The organism is Allobosea sp. R86505 (assembly GCF_042466375.1).
GTDB lineage: Bacteria > Pseudomonadota > Alphaproteobacteria > Rhizobiales > Beijerinckiaceae > Allobosea.
Window position 1 is genome coordinate 3,745,248 of the sequence record NZ_JAXHPY010000001.1, and the last position, 23,580, is coordinate 3,768,827.

General features: G+C 60.6%; 12 protein-coding genes. 9 read left to right on the forward strand and 3 right to left on the reverse strand.

Going from position 1 to position 23,580, the window contains the following annotated elements; genetic code table 11:
* Nucleotides 1-222: 222 nt before the first annotated feature.
* The 3 genes from SJY11_RS18050 to tnpA form a co-directional block, all read right to left on the reverse strand.
* On the reverse strand, nt 223-1,965 hold the full coding sequence (locus tag SJY11_RS18050; RefSeq protein ID WP_376988137.1) for a RyR domain-containing protein: 1,743 nt from the start codon (nt 1,963-1,965) through the stop codon (nt 223-225).
* A gap of 248 nt (nt 1,966-2,213) precedes the next feature.
* The gene (locus SJY11_RS18055; protein ID WP_376988138.1) at nt 2,214-2,597 is read right to left on the reverse strand and encodes a hypothetical protein; all 384 of its coding nucleotides are present in this window, start codon (nt 2,595-2,597) and stop codon (nt 2,214-2,216) included.
* A gap of 513 nt (nt 2,598-3,110) precedes the next feature.
* Entirely contained in the window at nt 3,111-3,473 is a 363-nt protein-coding gene (gene tnpA, locus SJY11_RS18065; protein ID WP_376989365.1) for an IS66-like element accessory protein TnpA, read from the reverse strand.
* A gap of 123 nt (nt 3,474-3,596) precedes the next feature.
* On the opposite strand from tnpA, the gene SJY11_RS18070 reads away from it, so the two are divergent.
* The 9 genes from SJY11_RS18070 (at nt 3,597) to SJY11_RS18110 (ending at nt 23,251) form a co-directional block, all read left to right on the forward strand.
* The gene (locus SJY11_RS18070; protein WP_376988139.1) at nt 3,597-4,331 is read left to right on the forward strand and encodes a hypothetical protein; all 735 of its coding nucleotides are present in this window, start codon (nt 3,597-3,599) and stop codon (nt 4,329-4,331) included.
* Nucleotides 4,332-4,423: 92 nt separating this feature from the next.
* A complete protein-coding gene (locus SJY11_RS18075; RefSeq protein ID WP_376988140.1) occupies nt 4,424-7,939 on the forward strand; it encodes a CHAT domain-containing tetratricopeptide repeat protein in 3,516 nt (1,171 codons plus the stop codon).
* 108 nt (nt 7,940-8,047) lie between these two features.
* Nucleotides 8,048-8,935, forward strand: coding sequence for a hypothetical protein (locus SJY11_RS18080; protein ID WP_376988141.1), 888 nt, complete (start codon nt 8,048-8,050; stop codon nt 8,933-8,935).
* 322 nt (nt 8,936-9,257) lie between these two features.
* Entirely contained in the window at nt 9,258-9,947 is a 690-nt protein-coding gene (locus tag SJY11_RS18085) for a hypothetical protein (RefSeq protein ID WP_376988143.1), read from the forward strand.
* Nucleotides 9,948-10,221: 274 nt separating this feature from the next.
* Nucleotides 10,222-13,971, forward strand: coding sequence for a CHAT domain-containing tetratricopeptide repeat protein (locus SJY11_RS18090; RefSeq protein WP_376988144.1), 3,750 nt, complete (start codon nt 10,222-10,224; stop codon nt 13,969-13,971).
* Nucleotides 13,968-15,413, forward strand: coding sequence for a trypsin-like peptidase domain-containing protein (locus SJY11_RS18095; RefSeq protein ID WP_376988145.1), 1,446 nt, complete (start codon nt 13,968-13,970; stop codon nt 15,411-15,413). The genes SJY11_RS18090 and SJY11_RS18095 overlap by 4 nt, the downstream gene beginning before the upstream one ends.
* Nucleotides 15,391-17,721, forward strand: a complete 2,331-nt coding sequence (locus tag SJY11_RS18100) for a caspase family protein (RefSeq protein ID WP_376988146.1) — start codon at nt 15,391-15,393, stop codon at nt 17,719-17,721. The genes SJY11_RS18095 and SJY11_RS18100 overlap by 23 nt, the downstream gene beginning before the upstream one ends.
* Nucleotides 17,722-17,840: 119 nt before the next feature.
* On the forward strand, nt 17,841-18,494 hold the full coding sequence (locus SJY11_RS18105) for a hypothetical protein (RefSeq protein ID WP_376988147.1): 654 nt from the start codon (nt 17,841-17,843) through the stop codon (nt 18,492-18,494).
* A 38-nt stretch (nt 18,495-18,532) separates the two neighbouring features.
* Complete coding sequence (locus tag SJY11_RS18110) at nt 18,533-23,251, forward strand: tetratricopeptide repeat protein (protein ID WP_376988148.1); 4,719 nt, start codon at nt 18,533-18,535, stop codon at nt 23,249-23,251.
* The last annotated feature ends 329 nt before the right edge of the window (nt 23,252-23,580 follow it).

Sequence of the window (23,580 nt, forward strand, 5' to 3'; positions counted from 1 at the left end):
GGTTGATTTACATCGCAGTGTCAGCGACCTTGAGCGGCACGGGTGGGGTCAACTTAGGAGGGGCGACTGGAGGTTTATGGCCTACCGTTTTACATCTGGCGTTGCTCATGATCGCCTCCGTCCCTCAAATTTAAGTAACAAGACGCGCGCGAAACTAGAGGTGATTCAATCGACATTGTTGGGACATCTGTTTATGGATGCCAATAAGATCATCGCAGATACTCAGTGGACATTTGCAACGGTCAAAACAATTTTTACCGAGCTTCGGTCTTTCTCACGATCCCCATCCGAGAGTTCGTCAAATGGCACCAAACTCGGATGGATTTTTCTGACATCGTCTCGCACTGCGCCAAACCGCCAGCCCCGCTCGATCCGGTCTGCACACCAGCGACGATGCTCGATACGAGCCAATCGCTCAAGTTGAGCATCGGATAAATCCGGTGCAACTTGACCAGCCAGTAACTTCAACCCGATTGAGGCCAGCATGATGGGCGCATGCGCCGCCGATGAGCGATTTGCCTCGCGCATGCCCTCCGTAAGGTCATCCCATGCCGCCATAGACGGAGTATGGGCGTTCTCAGCCGTACGATTGGCCCTGCGATAGGCCTCATGCAGCGCCAGCGCGCGTTCATCGCCAGAACGGTCAAGCGCACGGGCAATTGTCTCCGCCCGGATCATGCCGCCAAAGGGAACGAGGTTGGCCATGTTCCGCGGGCCCGCCTCAACCAGTGCCAGGCTAGGAAGAATATGGTCTTCGCGCTCCTGCCGAACGAGAATTGGTGCCTTGCCTATGTCCAGATCACAATCCGCTCTTCGCAATCTCAGGCTGGTCATCATCGCTGCTGCGTCGTCGCGCTGGATGATCACTAGATCGGGCTGGCCATAGGTATTGCGCCACGACCTCGCCTTCTCGGCCTCTGGCAATGCATCGGCTTCGACAGCGATGACGTTAACATCTACCACCAGCCCCAGCTCGGGTTTGGCGGATTGCCAGGATCGAAGGCTCTCGATTTCATCCGCCGTTGCAACGATCGACAGCATCGGCGGCATATCAGGATGATCCTGTCCCGAAACGATCAGCTGCATCAGGTTCTGCTGCCAGTTGCCGCTTAAACCAACAATAAGGATGTGGCTGGGGCGTTCAGGATTTTCTTTCAGAAGAACCGGTGCGAACCGCGCCATCTCGGAGCGCAGGGCTTCCCTATCGGCGCAAATCCTCTGGTAGCGCAGTCCATGCTTGCGCGAGAGGCCATCCAGCGCGACTTCCAGCTCGTCGGCCAGCTCTTCCTGGTTGATGAGCACGACGAGCGTGAGCCGCCCGGCATTGGCCGCGCGTTGGCCGATCTGGCCAATGGCCCGCATGGCAATGTTGATGTTGGTCAGGTCATCCTCATGCAGGACGAACATGGCAGCCGCCCCGGTCAGGTTGAGGGCTTTCAATGCCATGGGACGCAGCGGATCCGCCTCGACAATGGTGAGACCGAGCCCTTCCAGTTCGTCGCGCCGGGTCGGATCAACAGTTTGCGCCACCGTGACGATTTGCTTGCCGGAAAGGGCCAGCCGCTTCAGCGCGCCTTCAGTGAGACGGTCAGCACCGGCGACTACGATGTGCCCTTCTGTGTGCGGCAAAAGCGCCAGCCGGGCCGGGCGGGTGATCGATCCCACCAGGATGTTGAACGTTGCCATGGCGGCCACCACGGGCACGGCCAGCCGCGCTACCTGAAGCTGCCACGACAATTCGCGGTCGATCTCTAAGGGGAAGTTGAGCGTGATGAGCTGAAATGTACGAAAGAGGTTGCTCAGTGTGCCACTGATGTCTTCCGGCGGTTTCTCAATCATCCAACCCCAGAAACCGAGGCTCAGTGCCAGTAAGCTAGCAACAGCCTGAAGCGCGCCCTTGTGTCGGACGCCAAAACGCGAAACGCGGTTCGCAAACAGGGAAAGATGGATGAAGAGGCGATTCATTTTCTTTGTATCTTTAACAAAATCAATTCACCGTTCGGCGGATTAGGCAGACCTCGACGTGTTTTGGTTGCCCTGTACATGCGCAATATTAGCAAAAAAGGCATCTTTTGCCCGTGAAGTGCGCCCTTTGCAAAACAGCGTACAAAAGTGCTCACACGAGCCCGCGAGGGCAGATCTGGACAAGTTGAGAGCCGCTCAGGGCAGCAGCTAACTGTGGCGTCACTCTGAAAAGCTGGCAACGAAGCGCCTCATTGCGTAGTTTCCAGAACACCGAGCCGTGACAAAACTGCCAGAGCCTCCAACTCGAACTCGGCAACATCCGCCCATTTGTCATCGGCACCGAAGTTGAGATGTTGATCGTCGTGAAACACGCAGAGGAAGTGCGATCCGTCGGCGGGCGCGACGTCGCCGGGTTCCAGCCCTAACTCTGCTAGGAATTCGGCACTTTGCTCTGCCCGCTCGGCACTTACTACGGCAATCGGTCCTGTAGTTCCATCCCGATAGACGGCGAGAAGGTGCGCGTACTCCATATCGTCCCCCGAGACGATATCTATAAGGAGTACCGCGACGTGCGCTGGTCCGAGCACGTACTCGCGCAGTGGCCTCGCGTCTTTGATATCCGGCGTCCTCATGTTGCCATCCTCATGTCGCTAAGCGGCAGAAGCTCTCGGGGGGATACTGGTCTGTCTCAGAAAGCATAGCGCGCAATACGCGTAAACCGGCTTTACTAGGCCGTAAACCCATAAGCGCGTCGGGCTGATTCCAGCGGCGGCGATTTCGTGATTCATATGTGGACGCCCCCGGTGGCAAGGCCTTTTGTCGGGATGACTTGATCGGTTGCTTTCATATGTTCGGCCTGTTTGCGCGGCGGGATGTCTGCCGCTGGCCCTGATGGAAATCCGCCGACGAGGGCCTTTTCAAACTGGCGCGCTGCTGGAGCGCATTGAATCATGCGGGTTGGCCTCGTCATTGGCTCGATCGGTACTCGTCATCGACTGCTGTTACCAATTCGGGTTGTCTCCTAGATCGGCCTCTCAGGCGGCGATTTGATGGGTCGGTAGGTCTCCTTCCGCGTCAACAGCACCCATGCGATCCGGGCAAGTTTGTTGGCGAGCGCGACGAAAACGAGCCTGAAAGGCTTCTTATCAAGCAGCGTCCTGATCCAAGTCGTCATCGGCGTCGGCTTGTCCTCGCACCGGTTCCGACCGCACCACGACGCCGTCAATCTCGATCTCGATCTCGATACCGCCGCTTGGCCTGGCGACAGTGCGACGATGACGCGTGGCCGGCTGACTCACTGTCTCGGGTTCGCAACGAACTGCATCGACCACCGCGGGCACGAACATGGGCGATGATGCCAGCTCTGGTGCTCGCCGCAAAAGTCGCCGCCAGCCGAAAAGCTGCTGCGGAGACAAGGCATGGCGGCGCGCAATCGCGCTCACCGTTGCGCCCGGCTCGTAGCTCTCCGCCACGATCCTTGCCTTGTCGTCGTCCGACCAATCCCGAATATGACGGCAATCTTAATTTGCGTTGTGCCGGTGATTGGGATGTATTCTTGCCTCATCAGACTGCGGTTGGGCGATGTTGTCCTCCCGGGTACTGATCTGTTGCAGCTACCTGGGGGCCCCAGCATGTTCGACCTGATGACGTCTCGCCTTTCCACCGTTTGTCTTTCCCGCTTGGCGGGAGCTTTGGTTCTTGGCTTGGCTCTAACGGGCCCGGCGCTCGCTCAGCAGGCCGTGCCTGCACCGACCACGCCTGCGGGAGCCAATGCCGAGGCCAAGAGCGGCACGAGCCGCAGCGTCCTCGGCGATCTGGCGCTGGGCTACCAGCTCTATGGCATCGGCCAAGAGCGCAAGGATCCTCTGGTCGTGATCGCAGCAGCACGCCTGATCGCGGCGGTGCCGCTGGCCGACCGTCAGCGCGAAAAGGTTGAGCGAGGCGGCACCGATACCGCAGGAGCCGACAAGAAGCCCCTCGATCTTGACGCCGTGCTGACGGGTGCGCGGACCCTCGCTGCAGGCGACAAAACCCTGCTCGCCATGATCTCTGATGTCGAGACCACAGCCTCGCGCGGGCGTGTGGGGGGCCCGGGTCGCACGGCCAGCGGCGTGCGCGCCGGGGCGACCGACGTCTACACCGAGCGCTTCCGCGGCGGACAACGGGCCGAGGTCGCGGTAACCGGCGACGGCGATACCGATCTGGACCTCTATGTCTACGACGAGAACGGCAATCTGATCTGCCAGGACACCGACTTCACCGACCGGACCTTCTGTCAATGGAACCCGCGCTGGACCGGGTTCTTCCGCATCGAGATCGTCAACCTCGGCTCCATCAGGAACACCTACTTCCTCGCCACGAACTGAAGCGTGCGACGCTCGCCGGCTCCGGCAAAAGCTCGAGCCGGCGGTTGTGGACCGTCAACCCGCCCTAGTAGCGCAACGCAAGGAGCCTGATCGTGTCGCGAGCCCGCAGCAGCATCGGCTTCGACCGCTTGCTTGCGAACCTCGCCGCAATGGCGGCGGCGGCGATCCTCGCAATTGCAGCGCCAAACCGCGCCACAGCGCAAATGGCCACGCCCCCCGCGGCTAAACAGGCCACGCCGCAGGCCGGTCCGGCAGCCGCCGACCAGCCGTTGACGGCTGAAGGCATCAATACGCTCAACGAAGAGACTGAAAGTCTGTATGTTGCCGGCAATTTCGCCGGGGCTGAATCTGTCGCACGCCGCGTTCTCGCTAAAGCCGAGCAGCTTTTGGGCGCGGATCACATCGATGTTGCTACAAGCCTCAACAACCTCGCCGTGGTGCTGCGGTCGCTGAACCAGCTCAGTGAGGCGGAGGAGTTGCATCGACGGGCGCTGGCGATCCGCGAGAAGGCGTTGCCCGAGGGCCATCCCCACATCGCCACAAGTCTCTTCAATTTCGCCGGAGTGCTAGCTTCGCAGAACCGGCTCAATGAAGCGGAGGTTATGCATCGTCGGGCGCTGGCAATCCGCGAGAGGGCTCTGCCCGAAGGGCATTCTTACATCTCCATCTCCATCGACGGTCTTGCCCAAGTTCTCACTTTGCAAAACCGCCTCAGTGAGGCGGAAACGCTGCATCGGCGGGCGCTCGCGATCAACGAAAGGGCGCTGCCGGAAGGCCACCGAAACATTGCCACAAGCCTCAACAATCTCGCCTTTGTGTTAGCCACGCAAAACCGCCTCGTTGAGGCGGAGGCGCTCTTCAGGCGGACGCTGGCGATCTTGGAGAATGCCTTGCCTGAGGGCCATCCTGACATCGCCGTGAGCGTCGGCAACGTCGCTTTTGTGTTAGCGTCGCAGAACCGTGTCAGTGAGGCAGCGTCACTATACAGAAGGGGCCTGGCGATCGTCGAGAAAGCGCTGCCCGAGGGTCACCCGACCATCGCCACGAGCCTCAACAACCTCGGCGAAGTGCTGGTTTCGCAGAGTCACCTGGGTGAGGCGGAAGCGCTGCACAGGCGGGCGCTGGCGATCCGCGAGAAGGCCCTTCCACAAGGACATCCTGATATCGCGGCGAGTCTCAACAACCTCGCTGCGGTACTATCTTCGCAGAACCGCCTCAGTGAGGCGGAGTCGCTGCATCGGCGCGCGCTGGCGATCCGCGAGAGGGCACTGTCAGAGAGCCATCCCGACATCGCTATAAGCCTGAACAACCTCGGTCAGGTGCTTGCGTTACAGAAGCGGCTCGGCGAGGCGGGGGCGGTTCACCGGCGCGCGCGGGCTATCCTTGAGAAGGCCCTGCCCGAAGATCACCCAAGCATCGCCGTGAGCCTCAATAACCTTGCTGAGATTCTAAGTTCGCAAAATCGTTTCGGCGAGGCGGAGGCGCTTCACAGGCTGGCGCTGGCAATTTTAGAAAAGGCTCGGCCTAAGAGTCACTTAATGATTGCCACGAGTCTCGAAAATTTGGGAGTTTCGCTAACGAAGCTGGCGCGGAATACTGAGGCGCAAGTGTTCTTGTCTGCAAGCGCGGCGATTAGGACCGCGCCGCCGAACATGGCTGTCGTTGCGGGGGGAGGTTGGCGCTGGTATGCGAAACAGCGACTTGGCATTGGAACAACGATCGAACAACGCGACGGCTTCGCTGCCGCCGTCCCCATTTCCGATGCCCGCCGCTCCGCCTTCCGTGATTTGCAGTGGGAGCGGTTGGGCGGGACTGGCGGTGCGATCGCTGCGGCTTCGGCGCGGTCTCAGGCGGCCGATCCGGAGGTGGGTCGGCTGGCGCGCGAGCGCGACCGGTTGCTGGGGGAGCTGAAGCGCTCCGACGACCGGTTCATTGCGGTTTCGTCCTCGACGACGCTGGCGCAGGACGAGCGCGGCCGCCAGATGGCGGAGCTGAGGACGGAGTCGGAGTCGCTGCGGCGAGCTCTGGAGGTGGCCGACGCCGAGATCGGCCAGCGTTTCCCGGCCTATGCCGAGCTGGCCGAGGGTCGGCCGCTTCCGGTCGAGGAGCTGCAGCCGCTGCTTGGCCCCGACGAGGTGCTGGTCTCGATCACGCCGTATGACGGCGGTGGCTTCGTCTTCGCCTATGGTCGCGAGGACGGACGGGTCGCGACGCTGCCGCAGGTCGGCGACGTTGCGGCTCTGGCGGCGCGGCTGCGCTGTTCGGCGGCGCTGCCGGACAGGACTTGCGCACCCGGCGGCCCGACGGCCCAGCCCGCGCCCGCAACCGCAGTCGCCATGGCCGCCGGCGCCGCGCCCGGCGCATCAGCCCCGGCTGGGGCGGGCGCCGTCCGCGGCCCCGAGGAGGAGGCCCTGGGCCGTCCTGATCTGGCGGCGGGCGGGGCGCCCTTCGACCTGGCGCTGGCGCATGATCTCTACACCCGCCTGTTCCCCGAGGAGATCCGGGCGTTCGTCAAGGGCAAGCGGCTTATCCTCGCCCCGGCCCCCGAGCTGCTGGCGCTGCCCTGGCACCTGCTGCTGACCGCGCCGCCGCCGGAGGGCTGGGACGCCCCCGGGACCGACCGCGTCGCGCTCTACAAGCAGGCGCCCTGGCTGTTCCAGTCCCACCCCGCCATCACCGTCCTGCCGACCATTGCCTCGCTGCGGGCGCTGCGCGGCAATGCCGTCGTACGCGCCCCGGCCGACCGCGCCTTCATCGGCCTCGGCGATCCCGTCATCGGCCGCACGCGAGCCGAGCGCGACGCAGCCCCGCTCGACTGCGCCCCCGCCGCCGCCGCGGCCGGGCCGGTCCAGGTCGCCGCCCTGCGCGCGCCTGGCAGCACCGAGAACGTCTTCGGCGACGCCCGCGGCGAGGACGGCTTCGTGCTCGCCAGCGTCGAGGCCGTGCGCGGGCAGCCGCGCCTGCCCGACAGCCGCTGCGAACTGATCCAGATCGCCGACACGATCGCCGCGCGCCAGGCGCAAGCCGAGCCGGGGCGGGACACTGCCTTCCCCGCCGTCCCCCGCCCGGCCCGGGCCGGCGTCGACATCCTGCTGGGACCCGATGCCAGCGAGACCCGGCTGAAGGCGCTCAACACCAGCGGTGAGCTTGCCCGCTACCGCATCCTCCACTTCGCCACCCATGGCCTCGTCAGCGGCGAACTCCAGCTCCCCGAACCCGCCCTTGTGCTATCCCCGCCGGCGAAGGCCTCGGTCCAGGATGACGGTCTGCTCACCGCCAGCGAGATCGCCACCCTCACGCTCGCCGCCGATTGGGTCGTGCTTTCTGCCTGCAACACTGCAGCCGGCGACGCAAAGGGCGCCGAAGCCTTCACAGGCCTGGCCAAGGCCTTCTTCTATGCAGGAGCCAAAAGCCTGCTGACCTCGTCCTGGCCAGTCTACTCCGACGCAGCCGTCGCCATCACAACGCTCGCATTCCAGAACCAGCACGACGGACGCGCCAAAGCCCTCAACCACGCCATGCGCGACACCCTCGCCGCAGCCAACTCCGAACACACCGCACACCCCGCTTACTGGGCTCCCTTCGCAATCGTCGGAGACGGAAGGTGAGGACGGATGAAGCCAGAGAGCTATCCGCCGTCGGCGCCGCAAGTGGTGTCCGGGATGGTGAGATGACGCTGTGCTGACCGTCACCTCGCTGCCCGCGTCGGTTTGAACATGACGGCAATCTTCATTTGCAATGTCACGCTCTCTGGGTTGTACCTTTGTGTCATCGGGGTGCTGAGGGGGCGAGGTCTTCCTGGGCCCAGAGCCGTCGCAACCGCCCGGAAACTGATCATGTCGCATTTCATGCATCACATTGTTCCCGCGGGCCTCGGCCGTCTGGTCGGGACCGTGGTCCTCGGCCTGGCTCTCGCCGGCCCGGCGCTCGCCCAGCAGGCCGCGCCCGCGCCCGCCGCCCCCGCCACAGTCCCGGCCGCCCCCGCGGGGACCGCTCCCACCGGCGCCAACGCCGAGGCCAAAAGCGGGGTCAGCCGCGGCGTCCTCGGTGATCTCGCCCTGGGCTACCAGCTCTACGGCATCGGCCAGGAGAGCAAGGATCCTCTGGTCGTGATCGCAGCAGCACGCCTGATCGCATCGGTGCCGCTGGCCGACCGCCAGCGCGAGAAGGTTGAGAGCGGCGGAACCGATGCGACGGGCGCTGACAAGAAGCCGCTCGACCTCACCGCTGTGCTGGCCGGCGCGCGCACCCTCGCCCAGGGCAACAAGACCCTCCTCGCCATGATCGCCGACGTCGAGGCGACAGCCTCGCGAGGGCGCGTTGGTGGCTCGGCGCGCTCCTCGACCCGCGTCAGGGCTGGAGGCACGGACACCTTCACCGAGCGCTTCCGCGGGCAGGAGGTGGCCGAGATCGCCGTGGTCGGCGACGGCGACACCGATCTCAACCTCTACGTCTACGACGAGAACGGTAACCAGGTCTGCAAGGACGACGATTTCACAGACAGGCTCTTCTGCCGGTGGACACCACGCTGGACCGGCGCCTTCCGCATCCAGATCGTCAATCGCGGAAGCGTCTACAACGCATATGTTATCGTAAACAATTGATGCGGCAGCCGAGCACCGCATTCATCATTACCGATCAACCAGCCGGATGCCCCAAGGGACGGCAGCGACTTAGCCGCTTGCGGTACTGAGCCCGGATCAGTATCATTTTGCTTGCGATGTTGTTAGAAAACTGGGGGTAGAAAATATGAAAAGCATAATATCGGTGGCTGTTCTAACGTCTATCTTGCCTGGGATTCCGCTCGCGCAGACAAAGCCGGATCTAGTTGGAAAACCACCGGCTATAAAAGGTATCCAGAACTTCGAATCACGTCAGAATGGCATAAAATCAATATCTAATGATATACTTGGGATCAAAATTGGCATGACCCCAGATCAAGCCGAGGCTGTCATTAGCTCTTCAATTCAAATTGAAAAAAAGTATAAATTTGGCTTAAAAGACAAAACAATAAATGCCGCCTTTGTTTCTGGTACTATTTTAGTTAGCGAGAAGAAGGATGAATATTTGATATTAATACATGAAAGTCGAATAAATAATAACAAGATAGTATCTGTTGGTCGGTTTTCTTATAAAGGGAACGGACAAATCAATGAATCTGATTTGATTGCAAGCTTGGTCGAAAAATATGGCGTTGGATTTAAATCTAATGCGGAGGGCAAGATATATCAATCTGGTGGAAAACGGACGGTAACTGGAGCTGGAGAAAGTGCATGCTTTGTTCATATGGCGGGCTTATCGAGTGCATTTGAGTTTACAGACGATTCTGGGCAACCAATAGACCCCAGCGATATGATGCATGATGATCTACGAAGTGTTATAAACAACGTTTCCTCTCTTCCATGGATCGGATTCGATCCATCATATTTGAATGATATTTCAAAAATTAAAGACTGTGACATAAACGTAGCCGCTTGGATTCCAACCAACACAGGCTCATTGTCCGGATTTATGATTTGGATGTCAGATCTTAGCGGATACGCTGCAGAATTATTAAGAGTAATAAATCTCCCGGGCGCTAACGTAGATAAGGGCCAAAAGAATTTTCGACTATAGATTGTAACAAATAAAACAGATCCTGATGCATCAATTAATCAATTCTCAAATTGGATTATTTCATTATATTTCCGCTGAGACCACACTGGACCTCGTTTCTTTTTTTGAACACGTACGGAGACGTAACCTATCTGAACAAATATTTTTAACTACAAGTATCCCTCATTCTATAATTTTGCCCCATGTTGCGCGCCGGGAAGCATCGTTAATTTGTAGTGCTCCGGCTAGACGTTGATTTGTCAGTGTGGTTCAAGATGGTTGTCGGTGAGCGAAAATGATGAAGAAGCACTCGTTGGCACATAAAGTGGCCGCGCTGACTGCTTGCTCGATCACAGGGTGGGCTACTGTCTCAAGCCTTGAAATGCCAGCGCATGCCAATAACGCGGTGCCGGTGGACGCATTTGTGGTGACGGTTAAGCCTCAAACAGCAGACGCTCCCCTATCCGCAGCCGCCATCAAGAACCTCACCGACGAAGCGTCAAAGCTGCGCGATGCAGGCCAATTTCGGGCGGCAGAGGCCACCGCGCGCAACGCTCTGGCGCTGGCAGAGCGTATACATGGTAAGGATCATATTGAGACCACGACCATGCTCAACAATTTAGCGGTCGTGCTATCTGCCCTCAACCGCAATAGCGAGGCGGAGGCACTCCAGCGCCGCGCTCTGACGATCCGCGAGAAGGTCCTGCCCAGCGACCATCCTGACATAGCCAGAAGCCTCAGCAGCCTCGCTGAAGCACTGCGATCACAGAACCGCCCGTTTGAGGTGGCGGAGCTGTATCGGCGGGCGCTGGCAATTCAGGAAAAGGTTCAGGCGGAGGACCATCCCGAAATCGCCCGGAGTCTCAACAATTTAGCTACGGTGCTATTTTCACAGAACCATCAGGCCGAGGCAGAGGCGCTGCTGAGACGCGCGCTGGCGATCCGGGAAAAGATTCTGCCAGAGGGCCATCGTGATGTCACTGCAAGCCTCACAAACCTCGCCTTCGTGTTCGACCAACAAAACCGTTCCGATGAGGCGGAGGCGCTGCTTCGGCGGGCGCTGGCGATACAAGAGAAGACTCTGCCGGAGGGCCATCCCGATATCGCGACCAGCCTCAACTATCTCACAGCTCGGCTGTTCAAAGCAGGGCGCTTTCGCGAAGCTGAGATTGCAGCTCGCCGAGCCCTCGCGCAGGCCGAGCGCAACTACGGGAGCGATAGTATAGAGATTGTCCGTAGCTTAGACGATCTCGGGGCGGCGCTCAGGACAATCGACCGCGTAACTGAGGCGGAGGCTCTTCATCGTCGTGGGTTAGCAATTCGCGAAAACAAACTGCCTTCCTATCATCCGGATATCGCGAAGAGCTTGAACCAACTTGCCATTGCGGTGGACATGCTCGGTCGCGCCAGCGAGGCGGAGACCCTCCACCGCCGGGCGCTTGCGGCCAACGAAAGGGCCTTGCCGGAGGATCATCCGGATATCGCGACAAGCCTCGACAATTTGGGCGTGTTGCTTTCCAAACTGAATCGTCTCGAGGAGGCCGAGCCTCTTCAACGGCGCGCCCTTGCCATTCGTGAAAATGTTCTCGGCAAGGATCACTCAGATGTTGCTACAAGTCTTACGAATTTCGCTAGTAATTTAAATAGACAAAACCGACTTGCTGAGGCCGAATTTTTGCTTCGCCGAGCATTGATAATCAAGGAAAAAACGTTGCCGACAGAGCACCCAGAAATTGCAGAAATATTAAATAATATTGCATCATTACTTGTAAAGTCTGGTCGTACTGGCGAAGGTGAGAAGCTATACCGGAGAGCGTTATATATATGGGAATCTTCATTCTTTGAATTTCACCGCAATATTGCTACAACACTCAGCAATATTGGGGCGGCTATTTTTAGTTCTAACACAGGCCGTTTTGCAGAGGCAGAGACTTTCCTCCAGAGGGCAGTCGCAGTCGAAAATTTTTCGTTGCCACACGCCGATTTATCGATTGCGGTAACGCGTGAGAGCTTAGCAGCCGTTACAGTCCAAGCTAAAGCTTTTGGCGCGGCTATACGACTATTTGAAGAAGCTACTTCAATTAAAGCGTTAGCGCAGAATCGTGGCCGGGTCGATATTGAGAACTGGCGGATGAATGCGAACGCCCGCTTGGCCCTAGCGCTCGCGTTCGAGCGTAGTCTTGACGGATTGACGATCGAGCAGGCTCGCACCGCGGCCCGCGCTGCGTTCCGTGATCTACAGTGGGAGCGGCTGGGCGGTACGGGGCGCGCGATCGCAGCGGCCTCGGCGCGGTCGGAGGCGGCCGATCCGGAAGTGGGGCGTCTGGCGCGCGAGCGCGACCGGCTGCTCGGCGAACTCAAGCGCTCAGATGACCGCTTCATTGCAGTCTCGTCATTGAGGGCTCTGCCGCAGGACGAGCGCAGCGGCCAGCTGGAGGCATTGAGAGGCGCCTCCGAGCAGCTTCGCCGCGGCCTCGAGGCTACTGATGCCGAGATCGCCCGGCGCTTCCCCGCCTATGCGGAACTATCCGAGGGCCTGCCACTCTCATTTGAGGACCTGCAACCTCTCCTCGGTCCCGACGAGGTGCTGGTCTCGGTCACGCCCTACGGTACTGGCGGTTTCTTCTTCGCCGTCAGTCGAGACGACAGCCGCGTTCTCATGTTGCCGCAGGCCGGCGAGGCTGCGGGGTACGCCGCGCGGCTGCGCTGCTCGGCAGCACTGCCCGACCCCGCTTGCCGGCCCGCAGCAGCGCCGGCCGCACCTGTCCCGGCCGCCGGCGCGCAGGTCGCATCGGCCACGCCGTCCGCCGGGACGACCGCCGTTCGTGGGCCGGCCGAGGAAGAGCTCGGGCTGGTCGAACTCACGCCCAGTGGCAACCCTTTCGACCTAGCACTGGCTCAGGATCTCTACCAGCGCCTCTTCCCCGAGGAAATCCGCCCCTTTATCGCCGGCAAGAAGCTGATAATCGCTCCGGCCCCAGAGCTGCTGAGCCTGCCCTGGCACCTTCTCCTGACCGCCCCGCCGCCCGAAGGCTGGGACGCCCCCGGCGCAGACCGCGCCAAGGCCTATAAGCAAGCGCCGTGGCTGTTCCAGGCCCACCCGGCCATCACCATCCTTCCGAACATCGCCTCGCTACGCGCCCTGCGTAACAATACTATCACCCGAGCCTCCGCCGACCGCGCCTTCATCGGCCTGGGCGACCCCACCATCGGCAGGACGGAAGCCGAGCGCAACGCAGCACCGCTCGACTGCAAGCCGACCGACCCGGCGAGGCCCTTCCAGATCGCCGCTGCCTCGCGCTCGGCCGGCAGCCCCGACAGCGTGTTCAACGGCGCCCGCAGCGAGGACGGCTTTGCCATCGCCAATGTTGAGGCCGTACGCGGGCAGCCCCGCTTGCCCGACAGCAGGTGCGAACTGATCACCGTCGCCGCTAGCCTCTCCTCCCAACAATCGAAAGCCCAGGCGCCGGATCAGGGCAGCGCCATGCCCATCGCCGACCGACCCACCCGCACCGGCATCGACCTTCTTCTCGGTCCCGATGCGACCGAGACCCGGCTGCGGGCGCTGAACGCCAGCGGCGAACTCGCCCGCTACCGCATCCTCCACTTCGCCACCCATGGCCTCGTCAGCGGCGAGCTCCAGCTGCCCGAACCCGCCCTCGTGCTCTCCCCGCCAGCCCAGGCTTCAGCCCAGGATGACGGGCTCCTCACCGCCAGCGAGATCGCCACCCTCACGCTCGCCGCCGACTGGGTCGTGCTCTCCGCCTGCAACACCGCCGCCGGCGACGCCAAGGGTGCCGAAGCCTTCACCGGCCTGGCCAAAGCCTTCTTCTACGCAGGAGCCAAAAGCCTGCTCACCTCTTCCTGGCCAGTCTACTCCGACGCTGCAGTCGCCATCACCACACTCGCCTTCCAGAACCAGCACGACGGACGCGCAGAAGCACTCAACCACGCTATGCGCCAGACACTCGCCGCAGCTCAGTCCGAACACACCGCTCACCCCGCTTACTGGGCACCCTTCGCAATTGTCGGCGACGGACGGTGAAAGCTAACTTTTCAGCAATTCGGTCGACCTTCCAGGAGCTTTTGATGCCGCTTAACAATTCGCGCCTGATGATTGCTGCGCTCATCACGCTGACGATGCAATCCAGCGGCATGGCCCAAGTCGCCGCTATGCCAGCGCTTGACCCACAACGGGGCGTGTTGACTTTCGCTCCCGCCATCGGCCCTACACTGCCAAGCGTTGTCCAGATCATGGTCCGCACCGGGACCGACTTCAGCCGGGCGGACGAACTCCCACCAGGCTTGGTTTTGCCGGGCGACGGACGTCAACAACCACCCTCCGGGAGCTCGGGCTCTGGTGTGATCGTCGATCCGCAGAGTGGCTTGGTTCTCACAAATCACCACGTCGTGGCCGGTGCGCGAGAGGTAAGGGTCCGGTTCCCCGATGGCCGTATCGTCGTCGGCACCATAGTCGGCTCCGACCAAGCCACAGATATCGCCGTCGTCAAGATCGATCCCAGAGACTTGATCGGGATGACGGTCGCGCCCTCCGATAATCTCGCTGTCGGCGATGTGGTCATGGCCATCGGCTACCCGTTTGGCCTCGACCAGACCGTCACCATGGGGATCGTCAGCGGATTGGGCCGCACGGGGATCGGGCTGGAATTCGAAGAATTCATCCAGACGGATGCCTCAATTAATTCTGGTAATTCCGGCGGCGCTCTTGTTGACTCGCGCGGCCGGCTGGTAGGAATCAACACTGCTATCTTCCGCCGTCAGCACGACGCTGGGAATGTCGGCATCGGCTACGCGGTCCCGTCGCGCATCGCCATGGCCATCATGGATCAGCTCGTGCGCTACGGAGAGGTTCAGCGCGGCCGCCTCGGCGTCGAAATTGAGGATTTGACACAGGAACTGGCTGCCGCATTGCGCCTGTCGGTGTCGACGGGCGCACTGATCAAGGCTGCCGGCCCCGCTTCGTCCGGAGCAGGCGCTGGGCTTAAGTCTGGCGATGTTGTCGTCGGCATCGACGGGAAGCCAATCCGCACTGCAAGCCAACTACGCACCGCCGTCGGCCTGGCTCCAAATGGCGGCACGCTGCGGCTGGCAATCAATCGCTCCGGCCAAGAGATCGAAGTGCACGTACAAATCGAGGCTCCAAGCGTTTCGCCCGATCAGCTCGCACTGTTAGGCGCAACGTTCCAGGAGCTGCGAAAGGACCATCCGCTTGCCAGACGTGGGGTGAAGGGCATGATGGTCGCGTCGGTGGAAGCAGGTAGCCCTGCCGCCCGCAACGGCATGGCGGCTGGAGATGTCGTCGAATCGATCAATGATCGCGCGACGCCCTCCGGCGAGGCGATGCGCGCGGTGCTCACCAGCCTCCAGGGACAGGTCGCCGTGCGTGCGACCCGCGGCAACACGTCGGTCATTGTCGTGATGAGGGCCCCGGCCGCGCTTCAAAATGAACCATCCCAACCAAGATGACCGGAATATTCATGTGCTGACCTCGGCTAGCGTGTCTATGATTCATTACGTTTTGGATAGACAGGATGTCGCCATGTGTCTGCGATCGACGACAAAAATTTTTTCTGCGATCGCGGCCTGTTTCTTGGTGACAGGTACGGCTGCTTCCGCTGAGACACGCGCTCTTCTAGTTGGTGTCTCGGGGTACACGTTCGGACGCCCGTTGACCGGTCCTCCCAACGACATAGCCTTGATGCACTCTGTGCTGTTGGGACGTGGCGTTGCCGCTGATAACATCACCGTTCTCGCGGACAAGCTGCCCGATTGGGCGTCGGGACTCAAGGTGTCCGGCCTCCCGACACGTGCATTGATCATGGCCGAGCTCGAGCAACTGGTTGAACGCGCACGACCCGCGGATGTCATCCACATCCAGTTTTCAGGTCATGGTTCGCAACAACCGGAGCCGCCGGGACGTTCTCAGGAGCCAGACCAGCTAGACGAGATCTTTCTACCGCTCGACGTTGGTCCGTGGGAGGCGGCCCAGGCGTCAGTCCAGAACGCCATCATCGACGACGAAATCGCCGATGTTGTCCGGCGGATCCGTCAAAAAGGTGCGTTCGTCTGGATCATCTTCGACAGCTGCCATTCCGCTACCATGACCCGCGGAGCCGGCGAAAATGACGTGGCCACGCGATCAGTCGACCCGTCGCTCCTCGGCGTTCCGGCCCGAGTGGGAACCCGCTCATCCGAAGGGGCAGGGAGATTGATCGGACGCGACGCCGAGTTCGACGGCGACTTGGCTGGCGGCTTTGTAGCCTTCTTTGCATCTCAGCCAGATCAACAGGCGAAAGAGTTTCTGCATCCAACCGACTTACTGGCCGCCGAACGCCGTCAGCATGGGGCGCTGACTTATAATCTGGCAACCGCGATGCTGCAGCACCCCGGCGCAACCTATCGCGAATTGGCTGTCGCGGTGCTCGCGGGCTACGATCGATCCCGGCAAACGATGCCGACGCCTTACTTTGAAGGCGAGCTTGATCGGCCGGCTCTGGGAGCCGGCAGCGAGAATAGTGGCCGACAACTACTCGCTGAGCAGATCGCTGGCGAGCGTTGGGAGCTCTCTGGCGGTCTGTTGCATGGGCTGGCTGTCGGGTCGGAGTTAAGTTTTCGTTTGCCGAGCGAGCTTTTTGCAGCCCCTGTCGCGACCGGGATCGTCGAGACCGTCGAGCTCAGCCGTGCAGTTGTGACCATTCGTGCGGATCCCGGAACCTTCCTGCCCCGCCGTCTGCTCGGGGAGATCAGGAGTACGGTCGTCTCGACGAGGACGACAATCGCAGAGCCATTCTCAGCCGATGGAAATGAAGAAGAGCAATCGCATGCGCGCGCAGCGCTTGGTCGCATCCTCGCCACCCCCTCTGCCCGAGACGGGGTGGCGCTAGAGATGGCCGCGCCGAGCCAACCTGCCGATCTTCGTCTCCGCATCGAGGCAGGACGGATCTGGATCCTGAACGAGGCAGGCGACTGGCCGCGACATCAGAGTTCGCGGCGCGCGCAGACGACCCCTTCAGTTCGCATCGGAGACACCGCTGAAGTCACCGCTCGCAATCTCGGTAGCGCCATCGCCTCTATCACCCGAGCCCGAAATCTCGTACGCATCGCCTCGCATCTCAGCGCGGCACGCGACAGTACGCTTTTGGTTTCGTCTTATGTCTTGCGCGATGAGCAATCGAATTCATCGACACAACCGGTGACAGACCGACGTGATTGTCCACCGCTGACGGCTCGCGATACCGTGCCAGCCCAGTCAATCGGCGTCGCAGCGATAGAGACGCCTCGTATTCATCATTGCGACGTCGTGTACCTGTCAGTCCAGAATCAAGGCGAGCATCCAATGGACTTGACGGTGCTTCACGTCGATGAGGTTGGCTGCATCTCCTATCTGCGTCGGATCTCGGAGGACCCGCGGCTCCATCCGAACCAGCCTGCGCGGGTCGTGGCCGTTCCCTACCGAACCTGGAATCTGCGCCGGAACGAGCCATCCAGCACGGGACTCGAGCGGTTTGTCGTCATCGGCATTGAGCGGCGATCAGTTGATGAACTGCACACGCCATTCACGTTCGACTTTCTAGCGGGAAGTTGCGCCGAACGACGCATGCCGCCGACCAGGTCGAGCATCACTCCTCCTGCATCCGCCAGCGACAGGGCCATCGACGCCCTCTTCGACCTCGGCATGGGTCGGAGCGGTCTGCGCAACGGGACGCTTCAGCGAACGGCGCTATCGCGTGCGCACGTTGCGGTGCTGCGCCTTGACGTCCGCGCCCCCGAATAGGCCGAGGCAATACCGCTCCGGCAAACCATCAACTCCCATCGCTCGACACATTGAAGAAAGGCTTCGTTATGAATGCTTCTCAAGTTTGCAGGTTTATTTTGAGGCAGACTCTAGCACTCGTGCTCATTGGCGTGGTTACACTGCCGTCGGTTAGCCTCGCCGCCTCGCCTAACGCTGAGGCCAAACCGGCTTCAACCGAGGCCAGTGCAGCGGTCAGCACTCTCCATGCCAGCGCCGAGCTGGCGACATGGGCGCGGCGGACGCGCGATCCGGTCGCCCTCGTGGCAGCCGCTAAACTGCGTCTTACGGTCGGCGTCAAAGAGGGTTTAGGCAGGCTCGCCGGATCTGCCAAACCGTCCACACGACAGCCGGTCGACATGTTCGAAGCCGAGGTGCTCCTACGCGACGCGACGGTCCTCGCCGATGGCGACAAGGTGCTGACGGCCCTGATCGCCGACGTCCGAAGCGCCCAGGCGCGCGGCGTCGTCAGTGGGCCGATCCGACATAGGGATGAAATCCGCCCGCAGGACACGGACAACTTCAAGGCGGTCCGTTTCGAAGCTCAACGTGAGGCAGCCGTCTATATCCAAGGCGATGGCAAGACGGATCTTGATCTCAAGGTCGTAGATGAGTTCGGCAACACCGTCTGCGAGCAGACAGGCTACTCCGACCGCGAACTCTGCCGCTGGACGCCGCGTTTCGAGGGTGAATTCACCATCCACATCGTCAATAACGGTCACGCAGGAAACATTTATTGGTTGGTAACAAATTAATATAACTGATAATCAATATAATTAACGAATTATAATATTTGCAATTAAATTATATCCCGATGATTACTATATTTGTTCGTTTGATTGACGCATTTATCATTTTGGATGACAACATGAAATGGATCAATGCAGAAACGATCTTGATCGCTCGAAAGCGGATGTTTTCAAAGCCCGTTACGATGATTACTTCATATTTTATAGCAGCACTGATGTCGGCCGGCGTGACAGCACGTGCGCAAACAGTCCAGAAGACGCAGTCCGAACGCCCGATTGCCACGACGGACGCACCGAATACCGCAGCGAATTTGCACAGGCTTAATAACGAGGGAATTCGCCTTTTTGAAGCGGGACAGGTCGTACAAGCCGAAGCCGTTGCGCGCCGCGCCCTCGCTGTCGCCGAACGCGTGTATGGCGCGAGCCATAAAGACACCGCTACGGCCTTGAATAACCTCGGTCTGGTGCTACAGCGTCGCGGTCGCTCCGCGGACGCGGTGCGATTACATACGCAGGCGCTGGCGATCCAGGAGAAGGTTTTGCCTGCGGCGCACGCTGACATAGCCTATACGCTCAATCAAACAGCAGAGGCGCTTCGGTCTCAGAACCGCTTGTCGCAGGCAGAAGCGCTGCATCGACGGGCGCTAGCAATCTGGCAGAAGTCTCTCCACCATGATCACCCTGACATCGCGAGGAGTCTCAGCAACTTAGCATTAGTGCTTTCAGCGCAAAACCGCCTCCGCGAGGCTGAATCACTATTTAGGCGGGCGCTGGTTCAGTTTGAAAAGACCCTTCCGGAAAATCATTCTGAGATTGCCTTATGCATAAACAATCTAGCCGAAGTTCTTAGGTTGCAAAAACGTTTCGTACAAGCAGGAGCGTTGCACAAAAGAGCGTTGGCTATTCGCGAAAAAGTACTGTCTAAAGGTCATACCGAGATCGCCATCAGTCTCTCTGGTCTCGCCCTAACGTTAACTTCCCAGAACCGGTTTAGGGAGGCTGAGGCGCTTTTTCGGAGAGCGTTAACAATTCTAGTGCGGGCGCTGCCCAAAGACCACCCCTCTATCGCCACGGCTCTTAGCAATCTCGGTGATATACTACAAATACAGAACCGCTTGCGCGAAGCCGAATCATTGCATAGACGCTCACTAGCAATTCGTTCAAATACCCTTCCTAAGGACAGTATCTCTATTGCGACTAGTCTCAACGGTTTGGCATCTGTACTTTATTCTCAAAATCGCGCCGCTGAGGCGGAGATGTTAATTCGGCGAGCGCTCAGGATTGCGGAACGGGATGTACCCAAAGGCAATCCAGTCGCCGCAACGAGCCTTACCAACTTAGCTGAAGTGCTCCGGTCTCAGAATCGTTTAAGTGAGGCGGAGGCGCTCCACCGGCGGGCGCTCGCAATACGAGAAAAAATATCTGGCGTGGGCGACCTTGCGATAGCTCACAGCCTCAGCAATCTTGCCACCGTGCTAGCAGCGCAGAACCGATTCGGTGCGGCGGAGGCGCTTTTTCGTCGGGCGTCAGTGATTTTCGACAAGGCTTTGCCAACAAGCAGCTACCACTTGGCAAGCAGCCTCACCAATTATGGTTTGCTTCTCGCCTCCCAAAACCGAACAGACGAGGCAGAAATTCAGTACCGACGGGCGTTAGCGCTACAGAGGGCAATATTACCTAAAGAACATCCCGAAATCATCAAAACCGTGAACAATTTGGCGTTGCTATATGCATCACAAAATCGTTCATCTGAAGCTGAAAATATGTATCGAATGGCCGCTCAGCTTATGGATAACGCATTCCCCGCCGGTCATTCCGACACAGCTCAAATATTGAACAACCTTGGTGAATTAATGCGATTGCAGCATCGCCTCAAGGATGCAGAGTCATTCCATCGGCGTGCGCTTGTTATGCGACAAAACATATATCCGAACGATCAATCAAAGATCGCTGAGAGTTTTGGCAATCTCGGTAATGTATTAGCGACACAGAATTTATTGATAGAGGCCGAAACACTGCACCGTCGCGCGCTGTCAATATACGAATTTATACTCACTCCCGAGCATCCCGACATCGCAACGAGCTTAAACAATTTGGGCGAAGTGCTGCGTCTGCAGAACCGAACATTTGAGGCGGAGGCGCTGTACAGACGGGGATTGTCGATCCTAGAGAGGGTACTGCCCGAAGTTCACCCAAGAATCGGAAATAGTCTCACTAATATTGCTAATCTACTCACGTCGCAGAACCGCTATAGTGAAGCAGTCGCGCTGAGCCGTCGCGCTTTACAAATTCTAGAAAAATCCTTGCCCGAGGGCCACCCGGCCATCGCGGCAAGCCTCAACAGCCTAGCCTTGGCGCTACACTCGCAAAATCAGGTTGGCGAGACGGAGATCCTGTACCGGCGAGCGCTGGCAATCAACGAGAAGGCTCTGCCCGAGGGCCATCCCGATATCGCCATGAGCCTCCATAACCTCGCCATGGCGTTGGTCCAGCAGAGCCGCTATGATGAGTCAGAGGCGCTGCTCCGCCGGGCACTAGGGATTTTTGAAAGCGCACTCCCCAAGGGACATCCCACCGTTGCTGTTGGCCTTGGTAATCTAGCGAAAGTCCTGAGTTTAAAAAACCGTCGTAGCGGAGTTGATGTTGTCGCTCCTCGATCACTTTTGACGCTGGAAAAAGCGTCGCCCAAAGACCGTTCTGACATTGGCGCAAGCCACGATAACTCAATGGGAGCCTCTGCCTACAAGGGACGGAGTGATGAAGCGTTGATGCTGCTGACTACAAGCGCAGCGATCTGGAGCGATCCACAGAACAGAGCAGTTATTGCCCCGTCGAGAATGCGCTCGGTCGCAGCGCAAAAGATTGGCCTTGCTTTGACGATTTGGGACCGCGACGGCACGCCAGCGCTTGATGTCGTGCGTGAAGCCCATCACTCCTCCTTCCGTGATCTTCAGTGGGAGCGGTTGGGCGGGACTGGCGGTGCGATCGCTGCGGCTTCGGCGCGGTCTCAGGCGGCCGATCCGGAGGTGGGTCGGCTGGCGCGCGAGCGCGATCGGCTGCTTTCGGAGCTTAAGCGCTCCGACGACCGGTTCCTGGCCGTCTCATCCTCAACGACGCTGGCGCAGGACGAGCGCAGCCGGCGGATGGCGGAGCTGAGGACGGGGTCGGATGCGCTGCGCCGCGAGCTGGAAGTGGCCGATACTGAGATAACCAGGCGTTTCCCGGCCTATGCCGAGCTGGCCGAGGGTCGGCCGCTTCCGGTCGAGGAGCTGCAGCCGCTGCTGGGCCCCGACGAGGTGCTGGTCTCGATCACGCCCCATGACGGCGGCGGCTTCGTCTTCGCCTATGGTCACGAGGACGGACGGGTCGCGACGCTGCCACAGGCCGGCGACGTTGCGGCTCTGGCGGCGCGGCTGCGCTGTTCGGCGGCGCTGCCGGACAGGACTTGCGTACCCGGCGGCCCGACGGCCCAGCCCGCGCCCGCAACCGCGGTCGCCATGGCCGCCGGCGCCGCGCCCGGCGCATCAGCCCCGGCTGGGGCGGGCGCCGTCCGCGGCCCCGAGGAGGAGGCCCTGGGCCGTCCTGATCTGGCTGCGGGTGGCGCGCCCTTCGACCTGGCGCTGGCGCATGATCTCTACACCCGCCTGTTCCCCGAGGAGATCCGGGCGTTCGTCAAGGGCAAGCGGCTTATCCTCGCCCCGGCCCCGGAGCTGCTGGCGCTGCCCTGGCACCTGCTGCTGACCGCGCCTCCGCCGGAGGGCTGGGACGCCCCCGGGGCCGACCGCGTCGCGCTCTACAAGCAGGCGCCCTGGCTGTTCCAGTCCCACCCCGCCATCACCATCCTGCCCACCATTGCCTCGCTGCGGGCGCTGCGCAGCAATGCCGTCGCACGCGCGCCTACCGATCGCGCCTTCATCGGCCTCGGCGATCCCGTCATCGGCCGCACGCGAGCCGAGCGCGACGCAGCCCCGCTCGACTGCGCCCCCGCCGCCCCGGCCGGGCCGGTCCAGGTCGCCGCCCTGCGCGCGCCTGGCCGCACCGAGAACGTCTTCGGCGACGCCCGCGGCGAGGACGGCTTCGTGCTCGCCAGCGTCGAGGCCGTGCGCGGGCAGCCACGCCTGCCCGACAGCCGCTGCGAACTGATCCAGATCGCTGACACGATCGCCGCGCGTCAGGGGGAGAGCGAGCCGCAAAACCCCACCATCCCTGCCGCGCCCCGCCCGGCCCGCGCCGGCATCGACATCCTGCTGGGACCCGAGGCCAACGAGACCCGGCTGAAGGCGCTCAACACCAGCGGTGAGCTTGCCCGCTACCGCATCCTCCACTTCGCCACCCATGGCCTCGTCAGCGGCGAACTCCAGCTGCCCGAACCCGCCCTTGTGCTCTCCCCGCCAGCGAAGGCCTCGGCCCAGGATGACGGTCTGCTCACCGCCAGCGAGATCGCCACCCTCACGCTCGCCGCCGACTGGGTCGTGCTCTCCGCCTGCAACACCGCCGCCGGCGACGCAAAGGGCGCCGAAGCCTTCACAGGCCTGGCCAAAGCCTTCTTCTACGCAGGAGCCAAAAGCCTGCTGACCTCGTCCTGGCCAGTCTACTCCGACGCAGCCGTCGCCATCACAACGCTCGCATTCCAGAACCAGCACGACGGACGCGCCAAAGCCCTCAACCACGCCATGCGCGACACCCTCGCCGCAGCCAACTCCGAACACAACGCTCACCCCGCATACTGGGCTCCCTTCGCAATCGTCGGAGACGGTAAGTGAAAAGCCGAGGAGTCAGCATCATCAGCCGCCAACGTCAGCCCCCATTACTTGGACATGAAAGTGCCGCGAGGATTGGCCTGCTGCCGATTGCTTTGAGGGGCAACAACACACGCCTTCTTAAAACCATCGACAAAGCCGAACGAGCCATCGGTAGCTGCTACCGAGAGATGCCGTCGCCATCGCGATCAATACGCCGATCATTTGCCGATCGCAACCGTGGGCTCCGATGCCGCCGCTTTAGTATCAGTGGCACCTAGATTGTAATCTCCGACAGATGTAATAGTAAAACTTATACCTACGGCCCTCCTTCTTGACCGATATGCGCCCAT

Bases quoted from the DNA above. Each gene is read 5' to 3' on its own strand.
- SJY11_RS18050 (WP_376988137.1), bottom strand. From the start codon at position 1,965: ATGAATCGCCTCTTCATCCATCTTTCCCTGTTTGCGAACCGCGTTTCG.
- SJY11_RS18055 (WP_376988138.1), bottom strand. From the start codon at position 2,597: ATGAGGACGCCGGATATCAAAGACGCGAGGCCACTGCGCGAGTACGTG.
- SJY11_RS18070 (WP_376988139.1), top strand. From the start codon at position 3,597: ATGTTCGACCTGATGACGTCTCGCCTTTCCACCGTTTGTCTTTCCCGC.
- SJY11_RS18080 (WP_376988141.1), top strand. From the start codon at position 8,048: ATGACGGCAATCTTCATTTGCAATGTCACGCTCTCTGGGTTGTACCTT.
- SJY11_RS18085 (WP_376988143.1), top strand. From the start codon at position 9,258: ATGACCCCAGATCAAGCCGAGGCTGTCATTAGCTCTTCAATTCAAATT.
- SJY11_RS18090 (WP_376988144.1), top strand. From the start codon at position 10,222: ATGATGAAGAAGCACTCGTTGGCACATAAAGTGGCCGCGCTGACTGCT.
- SJY11_RS18100 (WP_376988146.1), top strand. From the start codon at position 15,391: ATGAACCATCCCAACCAAGATGACCGGAATATTCATGTGCTGACCTCG.